Genomic DNA, 17,396 nt, shown 5'->3' on the forward strand with positions numbered 1-17,396 from the left:
ATTATCAGCGAACCTCTGCCACCCTGGCCCGCCGCGCCCGCCACCCCGCCACCAGCGAAGGCCCCAGCGCCACCAGTGCCGACCCTGCCACCACCGTCACCGCCCCGGCATAGCCCAGCGCATTGATCTGTTCGGCATGCACGTACTCAGGCCACACCCAGGCCGATAGCGCTACCGCAATAAAGGTGACCAGCGGCGTCAGCGCCAAGGTCGCACTCACCCGCGATGCTTCCCAATGCGCCAAAGCCTCGGCAAATGCGCCATAGGCGACCAGGGTGTTCAGGCAGCACGCCAGCAGCAACCAGCCTTGTACAGCCGTCAGTTGCAGCGCCTCCAGCGGATGCACCCAGGGCGTCAGCAGCGCCGCGCAGCACAGGTAGATCACCATCATCACCTGCTGCGAATGCCAGACCGTCAGCAACTGCTTCTGGCTCAGGGCATAGAATACCCAGATGCTGGTGGCCAGGATGATCGTCAGTACACCGGTGGTATAGGTCCCAAGTGATGTCAGCAGCTCGTCCAGGCGCTGGTTGAAGAACAGCCCGAAACCGGCCAGCAACACCAGCAACCCGATACCCTGGCCCAAGCTGAAACGCTCTTTGAACACAAACACACTGGCCACCAGCAACAGCACCGGCCCCAGTTGCACCACCAACTGCGCAGTACCAGGGCTGAGCAGTTTGAGACCGACCAGATACAGCACGTAGTTACCCATCAGCCCACACACGGCCACCGCTACCAGGCCCAAGCCCTTGCGCCCCAGCCGCTGGACTGGCGGCAGGCGCCGGTTGGCGGCCAGCCAGGCGAACAACAGGCCGCCGGAGACCAGCAGCCGATACCAGGTGACCGTGATCGGATCCATCACCTGCAGCACCTGCTTGAGCTTGATCGGCAGAATGCCCCACAGCAGCGCGGTCAGCAGCGCCAGGAACAGGCCATGGACCCAGCGTCCGGAAGAAATGTGCATAGCGTCCTCGATCAATGCCCTGAGTGGGGTGATTGAAGTCTAAGGGCTGCAAAGGTGGGGCTGGCAGAAAGTGCCGGGAAAAGAATTCATCAGGTCATTCCCGCGAGGCATGGCTGCCCCGCGGCGGACGGGATGCGTCACTTCTTGTGCCTGGCGAACGCCGCTTCCAGGGCATCGTTGATGGTGCGCAACACCTTGACCCGCGCCCAGCGCTTGTCGTTGGCCTCCACCAGCGTCCAGGGGGCTATCTCGGAGCTGGTACGATCAACCATGTCACCCACCGCCTCGGCGTAAACATCCCACTTGTCGCGGTTGCGCCAGTCTTCCTCGGTGATCTTGTAGCGCTTGAACGGGATCTCTTCACGTTCCTCGAAGCGCTGCAGCTGTGTCTCTTGGTCGATTGCCAGCCAGAACTTCACGACCACGATGCCCGAGTTGCTCAACTGCTCCTCGAAATCATTGATCTCGCCATAGGCGCGCATCCAGTCGGCCGGGGTGCAGAATCCTTCGACCCGTTCCACCAGCACCCTGCCGTACCAGGAGCGATCGAAGATGGTGAACTTGCCGCGCGCCGGTACATGTCGCCAGAACCGCCAGAGGTAAGGCTGGGCTCGCTCCTCTTCGGTGGGCGCAGCGATCGGCACGATGCGGTACTGGCGTGGGTCCAGCGCGGCGGCCACGCGGCGAATCGCCCCACCCTTGCCCGCAGCATCGTTGCCTTCGAACACCGCGACAAGGGCGTGCTCGCGCATGCGCTTGTGCCGCAACAGCCCGGCCAGGCGCGCCTGCTCGGCGACCAGCTGCTTCTGGTAGTCGTGCTTGTCGAGGCGCCGGGTGAGATCCAGAGCGCCGAGCAAGCTCAACTGATCGATACTGCGCCCCAATGGCGCGACATTGCCCTGGTGCTTGCCCTTCGGCGCATTGGCCAGCGCCGCGTTCAGGCTTTCGAGCAGAATGCGCCCGGCCGCCAGCGCACGGTAGTGCGGATCGACACCCTCGATCACATGCCAAGGCGCGTAGTCGCGGCTGGTGCGCCGCAGAACCCGCTCACCGAAACGTACGAAGCGGTCGTAGGTCTCGGACTGCTGCCAGTCCAGCGGACTGATGCGCCAACTGTGCAGCGGATCGTCGCGCAGCACCTTGAGCCGGGTCTTCATCTGTTTCTTGGAGAGGTGGAACCAGAACTTGATGATCAGTGCACCTTCGTCGCAAAGCATCTGCTCCAGGCGCTCGGCGCCGGTGATGGCCTGGTCAAGCACCGCATCCTTGAAGCGACCATGCACCCGCCCTTGCAACATCTGGCTGTACCAATTGCCGAAGAACACGCCCATTCGCCCTTTTGGCGGTAGTGCACGCCAGTATCGCCAGGCGGGTGGGCGCGCCAGTTCTTCGTCGGTCTGCTGGTCGAAGGTGAGCACATCGATCATCCGCGGGTCCATCCACTCGTTGAGCAGCTTGACCGTCTCGCCCTTGCCAGCACCCTCGACACCGTTGATCAGTACGATGACCGGGAATCGCGCCTGCTGCTTGAGCTCGAACTGGGCCTCCAGCAACGCCTCGCGCAGGGCCGGCAATTCGGCCTCGTAGGTTTCCTTGTCAATGCTGTGACCGATTTCCGCGGATTCGAACATGGCTCACTCCTTCGATGGATAAGCAAGAGTAGCGGATTGCACGCCAGTCTTGCGCCCTCTTCCCACGGCGGATACAGCGTCGGCGACGCAGATGGCATAAAATCTTCGCTTCACTGCCAGCCGAACCGACCATGCCTGATACCCCACTCCCCCAGCACGCCCAGATCGACTGGGACGACCAGGGCCGCCCCCACTCGCGGCAATACGACGACGTCTATTTCTCGAAGAACGAGGGCGTGCACGAAACGGTATACGTCTTCCTCGAGCGCAACCACCTGGCCCGGCGCTTCGCCGAGCTTGCGCCGCACGCCTGCCTGGTGATCGGCGAGACCGGTTTTGGTACCGGCATGAACTTCTTCTGTGCCTGGCAACTGTTTGCAGAAAAGGCTCACCCCGAGGCGCGGCTGCATTTCGTCAGTGTCGAGAAGTACCCACTCAGTCGCGCCGACCTGGCCCGCGCTGCAGCGCTGTGGCCGGAGCTTTCGCCCTTCAGCGAACCCTTGGTGGCGCAGTATGTGGCCGTGCATCCAGGCTTCCAGCAGTTCAGCTTCGAGCAGGGCCGGGTCACCCTCACCCTGCTGGTCGGTGACGTGCTGGAACAGTTGCCCCAGCTCGACGCGCCCATCGACGCCTGGTTTCTGGACGGCTTCGCCCCGGCGAAGAACCCGGACATGTGGACGCCGGAACTGTTCGCGCAACTGGCACGGCTGTCACGCCCCGGCACCACGCTGGGGACCTTCACCACCACAGGTTGGGTGCGCCGCGGCCTGGCAGCCGCCGGTTTTGCCATCAAGAAAGTGCCGGGGCTGGGCAAGAAGTGGGAAGTGATGGGGGGAGAATTCGTCGGCTGGCCTGAAGACCTGCCGACGCCGCCACAACCAGCCCCCTGGTATGCACGCCCCGCCCCCGTGGACGGCCCCCGTCGCGCGCTGGTCATCGGCGCCGGGCTGGCCGGTTGCGCCAGCGCCGCCAGCCTGGCTGCACGCGGTTGGCAGGTCGAAGTGCTGGAACGCCACGACGCCCCGGCCCGAGAGGCCTCCGGCAACCCCCAGGGCGTGCTGTACCTGAAGCTGTCGGCACACGGCACCGCCTTGTCGCAGATGATTCTCGCCGGGTTCGGCTACACCCGCCGTTGGCTCGAACGCCTGCAGCGTGGCCGCGACTGGGATGACTGCGGCGTGCTGCAACTGGCCTTCGACACCAAGGAGGCCGAACGCCAGGCCAAACTTGCCGGCGCCTTCGACAGCAGCCTGCTGCAGTGCCTGGATCGCGAGCAGGCCGAGGCGATCGCCGGGGTCGCCCTGGCCAGCGGTGGGCTGTTCTACCCCGAGGGCGGCTGGGTACACCCGCCCGCGCTGTGCCAGGCGCAACTGCAACATCCACGCATCCGCCTGCTGAAATCTCACCAGGTGATCGAGCTGCGCAAGGTCGATGACCTCTGGCAAGCCTGGGACGGCGAGCGCTTGCTGGCCAGTGCGCCGCTGGTGGTACTTGCCGGCGCAGCGGATGTGCGCAACTTCCCGGCATGCGCCGAGCTGCCGCTCAAGCGTATCCGAGGACAGATCACCCGCCTGCCGCTGACCGAGCGCAGCCAGGCGCTGGGCACCGTGGTCTGCGCCGACGGGTACGTCGCCCCGGCGCGCGATGGCGAGCACACCCTAGGTGCCAGTTTCGACTTCCATAGACTCGACCTCGCCCCCACTGCCGGCGAGCACGCAAGCAATCTTGGTCTGCTGGAGGCGATTTCTGCCGACCTGGCGCAGCGGCTCGACACGGCCGCACTGGATCCGGCGCAATTGCAGGGGCGCGCAGCGTTTCGCTGCACCAGCCCGGATTACCTGCCGATTGTCGGGCCGCTGGCCGATCCTGCTGCTTTCAGCACGACCTATTCAATGCTGGCCAAGGATGCCCGACAGGTTCCGGCGATCGCCTGCCCCTGGCTGGAAGGCTTGTACGTCAACAGCGGCCACGGCTCACGCGGCCTGATTACCGCGCCTTTGAGCGGCGAGCTGATTGCCGCCTGGGCCAGTGGCGAACCGCTCCCGGTGCCCCGGGCTGTGGCCGAGGCCTGTCATCCAAACCGTTTCACGCTGCGCAAGCTGATTCGCGGCAAATGAAACAGCACCCACCCGTCCCATATAACAGATTGATCTAAAACTCCCGCAAATCCCCTGGGTCAGTTCCTTAAGGTGCCCCATGTGGGGGCACTCTTTCCCCAACGGCAAAACCGGTAAGGACTTATGTGCGGATTAGCAGGAGAGTTGCGTTTCACCCCCATCGACCAAGCCCCCCGCCCGGCGGATCTCGCCGCGGTGGAGCGCATCACCCATCATCTGGCGCCACGCGGCCCTGATGCCTGGGGCTTCCACAGCCAGGGGCCGATCGCCCTCGGCCATCGGCGCCTGAAGATCATGGACCTGTCCGACGGCTCGGCGCAGCCGATGGTCGACAACACCCTCGGCCTGTCCCTGGCGTTCAACGGCGCCATCTACAACTTCCCGGAACTGCGCCAGGAACTGCAGGACCTGGGCTATAACTTCTGGTCAGACGGCGACACCGAAGTGCTGCTCAAGGGCTACCACGCCTGGGGCGCCGCGCTGCTGCCCAAGCTCAACGGCATGTTCGCCCTGGCCATCTGGGAGCGCGACAACCAGCGCCTGTTCCTGGCCCGCGACCGCCTCGGCGTCAAGCCGCTGTACCTGTCGCGCAACGGCGAACGCCTGCGCTTCGCCTCGACCCTGCCGGCGCTGCTCAAAGGCGGCGACATCGACCCGATGATCGACCCGGTGGCGCTCAATCACTACCTCAACTTCCACGCCGTGGTGCCAGCACCGCGCACGATGCTGGCCAACGTGCAGAAGCTCGAGCCCGGGACCTGGATGCGCATCGACCGCCACGGCGAAGTCGAGCGCCAGACCTGGTGGCAACTGCACTACGGCCCGACCCCGGACGAGCAGGACCTCGACCTCGAAGGCTGGACCACCCGTGTGCTCGATGCCACCCGCGATGCCGTGGCGATCCGCCAGCGCGCGGCTGTGGATGTTGGCGTGCTGCTGTCCGGTGGCGTCGACTCCAGCCTGCTGGTCGGCCTGCTGCGCGAAGTCGGCGTGGACGACCTGTCGACCTTCTCCATCGGCTTCGAGGATGCCGGCGGCGAACGTGGCGACGAGTTCCAGTACTCGGACCTGATCGCCAAGCACTACGGCACCCGCCACCACCAGCTGCGCATCGCCGAACACGAGATCATCGAGCAGTTGCCGGCTGCCTTCCGCGCCATGAGCGAGCCGATGGTCAGCCATGACTGCATCGCCTTCTACCTGCTCTCGCGTGAAGTCGCCAAGCACTGCAAGGGCGTGCAGAGCGGCCAGGGCGCCGACGAGTTGTTCGCCGGCTATCACTGGTACCCGCAGGTGAATGGTGCCGAGGATGCCTTCGCTGCCTATCGCGAGGCGTTCTTCGACCGTAGCCACGACGAATACCGCGACACCGTGCAGGCACCCTGGTTGCTGGACAACGATGCCGCTGGCGATTTCGTTCGCGAGCACTTCGCCCGTCCCGGTGCAACCCATGCGGTGGACAAGGCCCTGCGCCTGGACAGCACGGTGATGCTGGTCGACGACCCGGTCAAGCGTGTCGACAACATGACCATGGCCTGGGGCCTGGAGGCACGTACGCCGTTCCTCGACTATCGCCTGGTCGAACTTTCTGCCCGTATCCCGGCGCGCTTCAAGCTGCCAGACGGTGGCAAGCAGGTGCTCAAGCAGGCGGCGCGACGGGTCATTCCCCATGAAGTCATCGACCGCAAGAAAGGCTACTTCCCCGTACCCGGCCTCAAGCACCTGGAGGGCGCGACCCTTGTCTGGGTACGCGAACTGCTGACCGACCCGAGCCAGGACCGTGGCCTGTTCAACCCGGCCATGCTCGATCGCCTGCTGAGCAACCCCCACGGCCAGCTCACCCCACTGCGCGGCTCCAAGCTGTGGCAACTGGCGGCCCTGAACCTGTGGCTCAGCGAACAAGGAATCTGACCGATGAAAGCCCATAGTGCCTATGGCCAGCGCCTGTTGCGCGGCCAGGCGCCCTCCTACGAACGCCTCCAGGCACGCCTGGCCGGTGACGGCAGCGACCCCCACGACCAACCGCGCGCCGTGCACTGCGGCTGGGGACGTTTGCTGATCGGCCACACCTACCCTGACCCTGCACAACTTGCCGAGGCCATGCTCGACGAACAGCCCGGCGAACGTGACATCGCCTTGTACGTGGCGGCCCCCCAGCAGTTGCTGGCCCAGGCGCCGCAACAGTTGTTTCTCGACCCCTCCGACACCCTGCGCCTGTGGTTCACCGACTACCGCCCGGCCCAGCGCGTATTCCGCGGGTTTCGCATCCGCCGCGCCCAGGCCGAAGGCGACTGGCAGGCGATCAACACGCTGTATCAGGCGCGCGGCATGATGCCGGTCAATCCCGAGCTACTCACCCCGCGCCACCTGGGTGGCCCGGTGTACTGGATTGCCGAGGACGAAGACACCGGCGCCGTGATCGGCAGCGTCATGGGTCTGAACCACAGCAAGGCTTTCGACGACCCTGAACACGGCAGCAGCCTGTGGTGCCTGGCCGTCTCCCCGCAGTGCAGCCGTCCGGGTGTCGGCGAAGTGCTGGTGCGCCATCTGGTCGAGCACTTCATGAGCCGCGGCCTGGCCTACCTCGACCTGTCGGTGATGCACGACAATCGCCAGGCCAAGCGGCTTTACCAGAAGCTGGGCTTTCGCAACCTGCCCACCTTCGCCGTCAAGCGCAGGAATGGCATCAACCAGGAACTATTCCTCGGCCCTGGCCCTGAAGCCGGGCTCAATCCCTACGCGCGGATCATCGTCAACGAAGCCCTGCGCCGTGGTATCGAAGTCCAGGTAGACGACGCCAGCGCCGGGCTGTTCACCCTGAGCCTGGGCGGGCGCCGGATTCGCTGTCGCGAATCGCTGAGTGACTTGACCAGCGCCGTGACCATGACCCTGTGCCAGGACAAGCGCCTGACCCGCAAGGTGCTGCACGATGCCGGCCTGCAGGTGCCTGCCCAGCAACTGGCCGGCAACGCCGACGACAACCTGGCTTTTCTCGAAGAGCATGGCGCCGTGGTGGTCAAGCCGGTGGATGGCGAGCAGGGCCAGGGCGTCGCGGTCAACCTCACCGAATACGACGAGATCAGCCAGGCTGTGGAGCACGCCCGGCGTTTCGACAGCCGCGTGCTGCTGGAGAGCTTCCACGCCGGTTTCGACCTGCGCATCCTGGTGATCGGCTTCGAGGTGGTGGCCGCCGCCATTCGCCATCCGGCCGAGGTGATCGGCGACGGCAAGCACACCATCAAGGCACTGATCGAGGCCCAGAGCCGCCGTCGCCAGGCCGCAACCGGGGGTGAAAGCCGCATCCCGATGGATGAGGAAACCGAGCGCACCCTGCGCGCCTCCGGGCTGGGTTTTGAAGACGTATTGCCGGCAGGCCAGCGCCTGGCGGTGCGGCGCACGGCGAACCTGCACACTGGCGGCACCCTGGAAGATGTCACCGAACAGTTGCACCCGGTGCTCGCCGATGCGGCAGTGAGGGCTGCACGGGCACTGGAAATTCCGGTGGTCGGCCTGGACCTGATGGTGCGCGATGCGCAGCAGCCGGACTACGTGATCATCGAAGCCAACGAGCGGGCCGGGCTGGCCAACCATGAACCGCAGCCGACTGCGGAGCGGTTCGTGGATCTGCTGTTCCCGCATAGCCAGCCCCTGGCCTGAATCGCTGCTGGTCTTTTCGCGGGCAAGCCCTTGTGGAATGGGCTTGCCCGCGAAAAACCCAGCAAAGACCCCAAGGAGTACCCATGTCCGAACGACTCCCCGAACCCGACCTGGACTACCTCAAGCGCGTCCTCCTGGAGATGCTCGCCATCCCCAGTCCCACCGGCTTCACCGATACCATCGTGCGCTACGTAGCCGAGCGCCTGGACGAACTGGGCATCCCCTTCGAGCTGACCCGCCGTGGCACCATCCGCGCCACGCTCAAGGGCCGTCAGAGTTCGCCCGATCGCGCCGTCTCGGCACACCTGGACACCATCGGCGCCAGCGTGCGGCAGTTGCAGGACAACGGCCGCCTGGCACTGTCGGCAGTAGGTCACTGGTCCAGCCGCTTCGCCGAAGGCAGCCGGGTCAGCGTGTTCACCGACACCGGCGTGTTTCGCGGCAGCGTGCTGCCGTTGATGGCCAGCGGGCACGCGTTCAACACCGCCATCGACCAGATGCCGATCAGCTGGGAACACGTTGAGGTGCGCCTGGACGCCTACTGCGCTACCCGCGCCGATTGCGAGGCGCTGGGCATCGGCATCGGCGACTTCGTCGCCTTCGACCCGCTACCGGAATTCACCGACAGCGGCCATATCAGCGCCCGTCACCTGGACGACAAAGCCGGCGTGGCGGCATTGCTCGCAGCCCTCAAGGCTGTGGTGGAAAGTGGCCGCCAACCGCTGATCGACTGCCATCCGCTGTTCACCATCACCGAGGAAACCGGCTCCGGGGCCGCAGGCGCGCTGCCTTGGGATGTCAGCGAGTTCGTCGGCATCGACATCGCCCCGGTGGCGCCGGGACAGGCGTCCAGCGAGCATGCGGTAAGCGTGGCGATGCAGGACTCGTCAGGCCCGTACGACTACCACCTGTCCCGTCATCTGCTCAAGCTGGCGGCCGACCAAGAGTTGCCTGTACGCCGCGACCTGTTCCGCTACTACTTCAGCGACGCCCACTCGGCGGTCACGGCCGGGCACGATATCCGCACTGCGCTGGTGGCGTTCGGTTGCGACGCCACTCACGGTTACGAGCGCACCCACATCGACAGCCTGGCTGCACTGAGCCGCCTGTTGTCGGCGTACCTGCTCAGCCCGCCCGTGTTCGCCAGCGACTCGCAACCGGCCAATGCTTCTCTGGAGCGCTTCAGTCATCAACTGGAGCATGATGCGCAAATGGAGAGCGATACCCGGGTGCCAGCGGTCGATAGCCTGGTGGGCAACAAGAGCTGAACCTGGCGGCGGCGTCTACGCGGGTGAACCCGCTCAGACGTCGCCGACGATTAACGTCCCTGCCCCACTTTCAAGTAGCATGCAGCCCAACCTGCCCAACCCGATAGCCATCATGCTGATCCCCTACGACCAACTCGAAGCCGACACCCTCACCCGCCTGATCGAAGACTTCGTCACCCGCGACGGCACCGACAATGGCGACGACACCCCGCTGGAAACCCGCGTGCTGCGCGTGCGCCAGGCCTTGGCCAAAGGCCAGGCATTCATCCTCTTCGACCTGGAAAGCCAGCAGTGCCAGTTACTGGCCAAGCATGATGTGCCACGGGAGTTGCTGGATTAAGACGAGGAGCTGCGCTCCAGTTCCTGCTCCTTGATACGCTTGTAAATCTCCGAGCGGTGCACCACCACTTCACGCGGTGCACTGATCCCGAAGCGCACCACACCCCCTTCGACGGCCATCACTTTGATGCGGATGTTCTCGCCGATGGTGACGACCTCGCCGACATCACGTCCGATTACCAACATGCTCCGATCCTCCAGACCCAGGGAAAATCCGAGCCTGCTATGGGCATTCGGCCTATTCAATCATTCAGCTGTGAAATAGACCGCACCTACCCAGATCGGTAAAAAGCCCTACAGACGGCACCTGCAGAACAGCTACTGCCCTGGCCGCGCCTTGGCCCGCATCTTTACCGCCATACTGGCCATCTCGTCATAGAGCACCTGCGGGGCTTGGCACTTCAGACGCCAGGCATCGCGCCCGGCCTCGTGTGGCAGAATCAGGAATTCGCCCGCCGCGACCTGAGCGTGGATGTAGTCGGCAATCTGTGCGGCAGTGATGGGCGAGCCTTCCAGCAGCTTGCCGACCTGCGCCTTCATCGCCGGATTCGGCCCGCGGAAAGAATCGAGCAGGTTGGTCTGGAAGAACGAGGGGCACACCACATGCACCCCCACCTCGAGCTGGCGCAACTCCACCAGCAGGCTTTCCGACAGCGCCAGCACACCGGCCTTGGCGACGTTGTAGTTGCTCATCCCCGGCCCTTGCATCAGCGCCGCCATCGAAGCGATGTTGATGATGCACCCCTTGCTGCGCTCGAGCAGTGGCAAAAACGCCTTGCAGCCCTTGACCACGCCCATCAGGTTGACTGCGATCTGCCAGTCCCAGTCTTCAAGCGACAGCTCGGCGAAGAACCCGCCCGAGGCGACGCCCGCGTTGTTGACGATCACATCGATGCCGCCGAATTGTTCTTCGCAGGCTTGGGCCAAGGCGGTGAGCTGGCTGTAGTCACGCACGTCGCAACGCTGCACGAAACCATCGCCGCCTGCTGCACGTACCTGCTCCAGGGTTTCGCGCAGGCCAGCATCGTTGACATCTGCCAGCGCCAGGCGCCAACCCTCCCGAGCCCAGCGCAGGGCGATCTCGCGGCCCAGGCCGGATCCTGCGCCTGTGATCATGATGCGGTTTTGCATGGTGACGGGCCTTGTGCCGACTGAATTGCAACCGAGTCTAATCAACGTCGGACAGCCAGGCAGGATTCATCAGGATAGTGAATGCAAGCCCATGACCGTTCAGTCAGTGCCGAGCCAGTCGCCCTGCAAGGGGCAGACACACAAATGGAATCTTTCAGGTCCGGCAACAGTCCGAATTTACAAGAGGCCAGCAGTTCCAGGCCCTTGACCCCAACCACGCAAGGATTTCGCCCATGACCACGATCCTCATCATCATCCTGATCCTGCTGCTGATCGGTGGCTTACCGGTCTTCCCCCATTCGCGCAGCTGGGGTTATGGCCCGTCCGGCATCGTCGGTGCCGTACTGGTGGTGCTGCTGGTGCTGTTATTGCTCGGGATGATATGACGCCACCGCCATGCCGCCAGTGGCGGCATGGCGATTGAGCTGGCGATCCAGCTGCTGCATCGCCGCGTGCAACGCGCGCACGTCCGCACTCAATTGCTCCGGTGCGGGTGACGGCTGGGCGCAGGTTCGTTCGAGACGTTCGCACAATTCCACCAGAGTACTGGCGCGCATGATGCGCGCAGCGCCCTTGACCCGATGGGCCAGTTGCGCAAGTGCCTGCGGCTGGTGCCTGAACGTCTGCAAGCATTTGAGATCACTACGGTTGCTGCTGCGCAGATCGGACAGCAAGGCATTGAGCGCAGCTTGGTCCTTGCCCACCAGGCGCATCAGATGGCCCATGTCCAGAATCGATTGCCCGCATGCGTTCGCCTGTGAGGGTGGACGACACGCCGTCAATACCCGCTCCAGGTCTTGCAGCCCCAGCGGTTTGAACAGGCAACTGTCCATGCCCGCAGCCCGGCAGCGGTTTCGCTCATCGACCAGGGCGCTGGCCGTGAGCCCGATCACCCGACAGCGCGGGCGCTCGCTGCGCCGCTCATGTTCGCGGATTGCCCGCGCCAGTGCGTGCCCACCGAGCCGTGGCATGTTGCAATCGCTGATCACTACATCGAAATGCTCCTTGAGCCACAAGCGCAGGGCCTGCGTGCCGTCTTCGGCGACGCGGGCCTGATGGCCGAGGTAATCGAGCTGTTGGGCCAGCAACAGGCGGTTGGCAGGGTAGTCATCGACAACCAGCACCCGCAACCTGGCGAAGTGCGTCATGGCCGTGGGCACGGAGGGCTCCTCACGGGCTTCCTGCGCGATCAGCAAAGGCAGCTCAAGGTGAATGCACACCCGTGTTCCCTGCCCCAGCACACTGTCCAGCATCAGGTGCCCTCCCATCATCTGGCACAGGCTGCGGCTGATGGCCAAACCCAGCCCGGCGCTGTGACGTGGCGATTGTCGATGGTTGCTGGCCTGGCGAAACAGCTGGCCAAGGGCGGCCAGCTCATCGGCGGCAATGCCGATTCCGGTGTCCTCCACGGCCAGCTCGACCGCCAGCCTGGCCCCCTGCGCACGCGCCTGCAAATCAACCCGGACATGACCCTCGCCGGTGAACTTGATCGCATTGCTCAGAACGTTGGCGAGGATCTGCTTGAAGCGCAGAGGATCGAGCATGACCTCGCACGCCTGTGCACCGCGCATGTTCAGTTCCAACACCAGGCCCTTGGCCCGCGCCTGCGCTTCGAACAACTGAACCACGCTGGCCACCTGCTCGCCCAGCACGACACGCTGCGGCGCCAGTTGCAAACGCCCGGCTTCGATCCGGCTGACATCGAGAATGTCACCGATCAACTCGAGCAGGCCGCGCGCGGCATCGGTGGCCACTTCGATGGCCATGCGGTCGAGAACACCCTGGCCCGCCTTGCGCTGGGCCAGTTCGAGCATGCCCAGCAGCGCGTGTAGCGGAGTGCGGATTTCATGGCTCATGGTGGTGAGAAAGCCAGTCTTGGCCTGGTTCGCCGCCTCCGCCTCGCGGCGCGCCCGTGCCGCCTCTCGCTGCAGACGGCGCAGGTAACGAATCCACACCAGCGCCAGCAACAGCAGGCCCAAGGCCGCCGCGAAGCCACCCAGGATCTTGCCACGATAGCGTGACCAGACCCCATCCCCCACGATCAGTGGATTGCGCCAGCGGCGCACCAGGGCATCGGTTTCCTGCGGGGCAAGGCTGAGCAGGGCCTTGTTCAGGATGCCCTGCAACGCCTGCTCGCCGTGCGCCGTGGCCAGCGCGAAGTGAGCAGGCGGCAAGGATACGCTGGCCGCGATCTTCACGCGCCCCGGATACCAACGGGCGATCATCGGCCGCGCATCGTCGTAAGTCAGCACCGCCGCGCTCACCTGACCGCGTGCCACCGCGTGCAGGGCCTCGAGTGCCCCGCCATAGGCCTGCAAGCGGATACGCGGGTAGCGCTGGGCCAGGAGGTCCGGCACGGCGCTGCCCAGGATCACACCCAGTCGGTGCCCCTCCAGCCCGACCAGGCTCGCAGGGCCGGAGGCGTCTTCACGCGTGACCAGCACCCGTGCTGCGCTCAGGTATGCCCGACTGAAACTCAGCTCGCGGGCCCGCTGCGGGCTGTAGGGCAAACCGGCAATCACCTGCGCACGCCCCTGACGCACCCACTCGATCATCTGCTCGATAGTGCCTGAGGCTTGCACCTCGAAACGCAACCCGGTGCGCTGGCTGATCAATTGCAGGATGTCCAGGCTCAGCCCCTGCAGCCCCGCCTTGGCATCGCGATAGCTCAGAGGTAGCAACTGTTCGTCCAGCACCACCTTGACCACAGGATTGTCACTGATCCAGCGCTGCTCGGAGGTGCTCAACTGCAAGGCAGCAGGATCGTAGGCCACCATCGCCAACGGGCTCCAGCGTCGGCGGATCTGCTCATGCTGGGGCTCGCCAAGGCTGGCGAGGGCTTCATCGACCAAGGTCGCCAGCGGCCCGGTCGAGTCGAGCATGGCGAAGCCGATCGCCTGTGAATCCAGGTCGGCACGACCGACCGCCTCGACCCCGAACAGCTGACTGCGCCCCAGCAGGTAGCGTCCTTTGTGCTCATCCCCGATATACACATCGGCCTGACCCAGTACCAGCGCGGCCATGGCACTGAACGGCGAGGCATGCCACTGGACCTGCGCCAGCGGGTAACCTGCCAGAACCTGTTCCAGTGAGCGATAGCCTTCGACCATGGCCAAGCGCATACCGGGCTCATGCCCGGGTCCAGGTGCGCCGACCGGTCGGGCCGCCATCAGCATGGGCCGGTCCTCGGCATAGGGATGCGACAAGCGCAAGCCGGCATCCTGGGCCTGGCGTGCGGTCACCGAGCCGACCAGGTCGATGCGTGCATCACGCAACGCTGCAAAGGCCTCGTCCTGCGTGGCAAAGACCTGCACCTCGACCTGCATGCGCAACCGTGCCGCCACCAGGCTGGCGTAGTCGGCAGTGATACCCTCATAGGTCTGGCCGGTGCCCAGCAGGTCGAAAGGGGGATCGTGTCGTTCGACGATACCCAGGCGCAACCGGCTTCGCTCCCACAACCAGCGCAGGGCGGCTTGCGTCGGTTCGATGGCCGGCCCCTTCAGGGCAACCCCCGAATGCAACTGGGTGGCAGTTGCTTGCGGCGGGGCGATCAGGCACAACAGCAGCGCCATCGACAGGGCTCGGCCGAGCACTGGACAGCTCTAGATCAAAAGATTGCGGCGAGCGAAATCCGCGAGATCGATGAGCGAACGGACCCGAAGCTTTTCCAGCAGGCGGCTCTTGTAGGTGCTGATGGTCTTGTTGCTCAGCAACATCGCATCGCCGATTGCCTTGTTGCTCAAGCCCCTCGCCAACTGCTGCAGAACCATCAATTCACGGTCGGTGAGGCTGGCGATGCACTGCGCCTCGCTGGCCTTGAGATCCTGCCGGTGCACCGAGCTGAACGCCACCTGCGGAAAGTAGGTGTAACCGGAAAGCACGGCGCGCACCGCCTTGTTCAGTTCACCAAGATCATCGGTCTTGGACACATAGCCGGCGGCGCCGGCCTGCATGCAACGCAGCGAATAGGCCTCGGCCAGTTGCGAGGTAAGGATCAGCGACTTGGCCGGGTGCTCCAGGCTACGCATCCGGGCGATCACCTCCAGGCCATCCAGGCCAGGCATGGTGATGTCCAGGATCACCAGATCCACCGGTTCCTGGCGCATCAACCGCAACGCATCGATACCATTGTCCGCCTGCCCGACGACCTCCAGCCGCTCCTGGCGCAACAGCATGCACACGGTCGAGCGGATGAAAGGATGGTCGTCGACCACCAGTACCCTGCTCATGCTCGTTCCTCGCTCGTCATGTCCATGGACTACAACTCGGCATCGAAAACGACGGTAACCAGGCCACTGTAGGTACTTCCGGCATTGGCCAGCATGCCGCGTACCTGATCGGATTCGATGGCGAAGTGCAACTGCCCGGGGCGATTCGCCACCGGCTGAACCGACTCGAACTGCAATGCCATGGCGCGCCCGGTAGGCAGCGGCAGTCGCTGCACCGCGCCGCCCCCATGCTGGATCCCCCCAGGCAGGCTGAGCGCCACTTCCAGGTCGGCCTGATGGCTGGCGGCATCCCGAATCGCGCACCCGGTACCACTGTCGTGCTGACACAGCTTGTAGACCTTGAACGGGCCGGTCGACCACACCCGGAAAGGCAAGTCGCGATAAAGCCGCTGTGGAACCCGCCCGCCCCCCAGCCATGCCTGCCAGCCTCCTCGTGGTTCGAGCACGGCGCGCTCGGATCCTGGGGGAAACTCGAACAGGAAGGCATGCTGCACATCCAATTCGAAATTCACGGTCAGTGTGTCGCCGCTAAGCGCTGACACTCCATTACCGAAGTCAAAGTCCATGCCCGGACCGATGCGGTAGGTGGTGGAACCTCGATAGATGCCAGAACGCAGGCGGTAAGGCGGCGGTAGGTCGAGCTGGAAGGCGACGCTGGTTTCCTGCACGTCGAGGTTCTGGCTGAAGCCCGCTGCAGCGTAACCACCATCTGCAGTGCAGGCTCCCGGGGAGGTCGGATTGCCGATGCTCCAGAGGAAGGAGATAAGGGCGGGACGGAATTGCGAGACATTGCCGATACTGCTGCAACCGCCCTCCACCCTTGCCTGGTAAAGCGTATGTCGATTGATATTCGCGCCGAGCACGCGTTGGCTGAGCGCCGTCCACTCGAACACCATACGCCGCGAATCGAGCCCGTCATCAGAGCGCACCTCGATCTCGCGTCGAGCGGGAACCTTGACGAAGAAGGTATCGCGCACATCCGAAGCTGCACGGATCGTCGTCTTGGTATAGGTGATAGGCAGGGTCACGGTCATCTGCTCACGGCAGCTCGAACCCCAGCTCTGACAAAGCCCGCCAGGCGGCGTAGTATTCTCGAACCGTCCCGATCCGCCGCCATTGTATTTCGCAGTCAAGGTCACCTCCAGGGCAGGGGCAACCGGTGCGACCAGCAGCATGAGCCATAGCCAGGCGCGACCGATATGCGCAAGGCGACCGCGTCCTGCGAGGCGGCTCATCCTTCCACCACGACATCGCGGCGTTCGGCACCTTCATGCAGGTCGAAGCGATGTTCCTTTTCCACATGACCACTGAATTGTCGGCTACGCCCCGGCAACAAGTGATGCTTGGTGGCCGCATCACAGGTCTGCGCCGCCACGTGGCACTGACGAAAACGGTCCAGGACTACACTGGCGTTGCCAGCGTTGGTCACTTCCAACTGACCAGCCTGACGGCGAATCCGGGTATCGAAACGCGCCTGCTGCGGGCGCACGAACAGCAACGAACCGTAACCGGCCAGCAGGTTGACGCCAGCCTGCAAGTGCTCACGGTAGCTGCGTGCCTCTTTTTCATCGACGGCAAAGCCATCGCCGCGCTCAGGCAGCACCGGGACGAAGCGCAGGCGGAAATAGCGCTCCTGATCTCGTGGCCCTCGGTACAGAAGGCGCACAGCCTGCATGCCACCAGCAGGCACGATCAGCCGGGCAGGACTGGCGATCAGCCCTCGCTGTTCCAGCGCCAGGCCATCAGTCGCGACCTCACGAGCACTGCCGTCTGCGTCATACACCAGCTCCACCACGCTGATCCTGACGAAGGCCGTGGTGTCGCCACCATTGCGTACCCGTTTGAGCAAGGTGCTTCGGTCACCTTCAAGGTAGTCGTAAAGCCCACCGATGTTCAGTTCCGGAGCCGCGTGTAATGACAGCGGCATCGTCAGCAGCAGGGCCATCAGGCCGCGGATATCCATGCGATAAATCTCCATGCAATCAATGTGATATTAGGGGGGCGTCGGGCGCGTGGCCATGCACCGATGCGAGCGATACTTCCCAAAACGCGATGAG

General features: G+C 64.4%; 14 protein-coding genes. 6 read left to right on the forward strand and 8 right to left on the reverse strand.

Translation table 11 applies throughout. From position 1 onward, the window contains the following. Positions 1-4 precede the first annotated feature (4 nt). Entirely contained in the window at positions 5-967 is a 963-nt protein-coding gene (locus tag VA602_RS00800; RefSeq protein WP_323452211.1) for a DMT family transporter, read from the reverse strand. A 137-nt stretch (positions 968-1,104) separates the two neighbouring features. Then, on the reverse strand, positions 1,105-2,598 hold the full coding sequence (gene pap / locus VA602_RS00805) for a polyphosphate:AMP phosphotransferase (RefSeq protein WP_054893862.1): 1,494 nt from the start codon (positions 2,596-2,598) through the stop codon (positions 1,105-1,107). A 131-nt stretch (positions 2,599-2,729) separates the two neighbouring features. Between pap and mnmC the strand changes: the two genes are divergently transcribed. The 5 genes from mnmC to VA602_RS00830 all read left to right on the forward strand — a co-directional run bounded on the left by mnmC (position 2,730) and on the right by VA602_RS00830 (position 9,980). After that, positions 2,730-4,715 (forward strand): bifunctional tRNA (5-methylaminomethyl-2-thiouridine)(34)-methyltransferase MnmD/FAD-dependent 5-carboxymethylaminomethyl-2-thiouridine(34) oxidoreductase MnmC, encoded by a 1,986-nt coding sequence (gene mnmC, locus VA602_RS00810; RefSeq protein ID WP_323452212.1) that lies wholly within the window; start codon positions 2,730-2,732, stop codon positions 4,713-4,715. 123 nt (positions 4,716-4,838) lie between these two features. Further along, positions 4,839-6,626 carry an N-acetylglutaminylglutamine amidotransferase gene (locus VA602_RS00815; RefSeq protein WP_323452213.1) on the forward strand — a complete coding sequence of 596 codons (1,788 nt, stop codon included), beginning with the start codon at positions 4,839-4,841 and terminating at the stop codon, positions 6,624-6,626. Between the two features lie 3 nt (positions 6,627-6,629). Continuing rightward, entirely contained in the window at positions 6,630-8,372 is a 1,743-nt protein-coding gene (ngg, locus tag VA602_RS00820; protein WP_054893859.1) for an N-acetylglutaminylglutamine synthetase, read from the forward strand. Between the two features lie 83 nt (positions 8,373-8,455). After that, a complete protein-coding gene (locus VA602_RS00825) occupies positions 8,456-9,640 on the forward strand; it encodes an osmoprotectant NAGGN system M42 family peptidase (protein ID WP_054893858.1) in 1,185 nt (394 codons plus the stop codon). Between the two features lie 112 nt (positions 9,641-9,752). Next, positions 9,753-9,980, forward strand: coding sequence for a YheU family protein (locus tag VA602_RS00830; protein WP_054893888.1), 228 nt, complete (start codon positions 9,753-9,755; stop codon positions 9,978-9,980). On the opposite strand, the gene csrA is transcribed toward VA602_RS00830, so the two are convergent. Together csrA and VA602_RS00840 are read right to left on the reverse strand one after the other, a co-directional pair. Continuing rightward, positions 9,977-10,165, reverse strand: a complete 189-nt coding sequence (gene csrA, locus VA602_RS00835) for a carbon storage regulator CsrA (protein ID WP_063545790.1) — start codon at positions 10,163-10,165, stop codon at positions 9,977-9,979. The genes VA602_RS00830 and csrA overlap by 4 nt on opposite strands. 132 nt (positions 10,166-10,297) lie before the next feature. Beyond that, a complete protein-coding gene (locus tag VA602_RS00840) occupies positions 10,298-11,110 on the reverse strand; it encodes an SDR family oxidoreductase (RefSeq protein ID WP_323452214.1) in 813 nt (270 codons plus the stop codon). Between the two features lie 233 nt (positions 11,111-11,343). Here VA602_RS00840 and VA602_RS00845 point away from each other — a divergent pair, with 233 nt between their 5' ends. Then, positions 11,344-11,496 (forward strand): DUF3309 family protein, encoded by a 153-nt coding sequence (locus tag VA602_RS00845; protein ID WP_065862157.1) that lies wholly within the window; start codon positions 11,344-11,346, stop codon positions 11,494-11,496. Here the strand turns inward: VA602_RS00845 and VA602_RS00850 are convergent. The 4 genes from VA602_RS00850 to VA602_RS00865 are packed head-to-tail and all read right to left on the reverse strand — an operon-like array spanning position 11,476 to position 17,317. Continuing rightward, positions 11,476-14,703 (reverse strand): transporter substrate-binding domain-containing protein, encoded by a 3,228-nt coding sequence (locus VA602_RS00850; RefSeq protein WP_323452215.1) that lies wholly within the window; start codon positions 14,701-14,703, stop codon positions 11,476-11,478. The two genes, VA602_RS00845 and VA602_RS00850, sit on opposite strands and share 21 nt — an antisense overlap. A gap of 9 nt (positions 14,704-14,712) precedes the next feature. Then, complete coding sequence (locus tag VA602_RS00855; protein WP_153772843.1) at positions 14,713-15,339, reverse strand: response regulator transcription factor; 627 nt, start codon at positions 15,337-15,339, stop codon at positions 14,713-14,715. Between the two features lie 29 nt (positions 15,340-15,368). Next, positions 15,369-16,574 (reverse strand): hypothetical protein, encoded by a 1,206-nt coding sequence (locus VA602_RS00860; RefSeq protein WP_178117522.1) that lies wholly within the window; start codon positions 16,572-16,574, stop codon positions 15,369-15,371. Then, a complete protein-coding gene (locus VA602_RS00865; protein WP_456154081.1) occupies positions 16,571-17,317 on the reverse strand; it encodes a fimbrial biogenesis chaperone in 747 nt (248 codons plus the stop codon). The genes VA602_RS00860 and VA602_RS00865 overlap by 4 nt, the downstream gene beginning before the upstream one ends. Between the last annotated feature and the right edge of the window lie 79 nt (positions 17,318-17,396).

Source organism: Pseudomonas machongensis (assembly GCF_034961125.1).
GTDB lineage: Bacteria > Pseudomonadota > Gammaproteobacteria > Pseudomonadales > Pseudomonadaceae > Aquipseudomonas > Aquipseudomonas machongensis.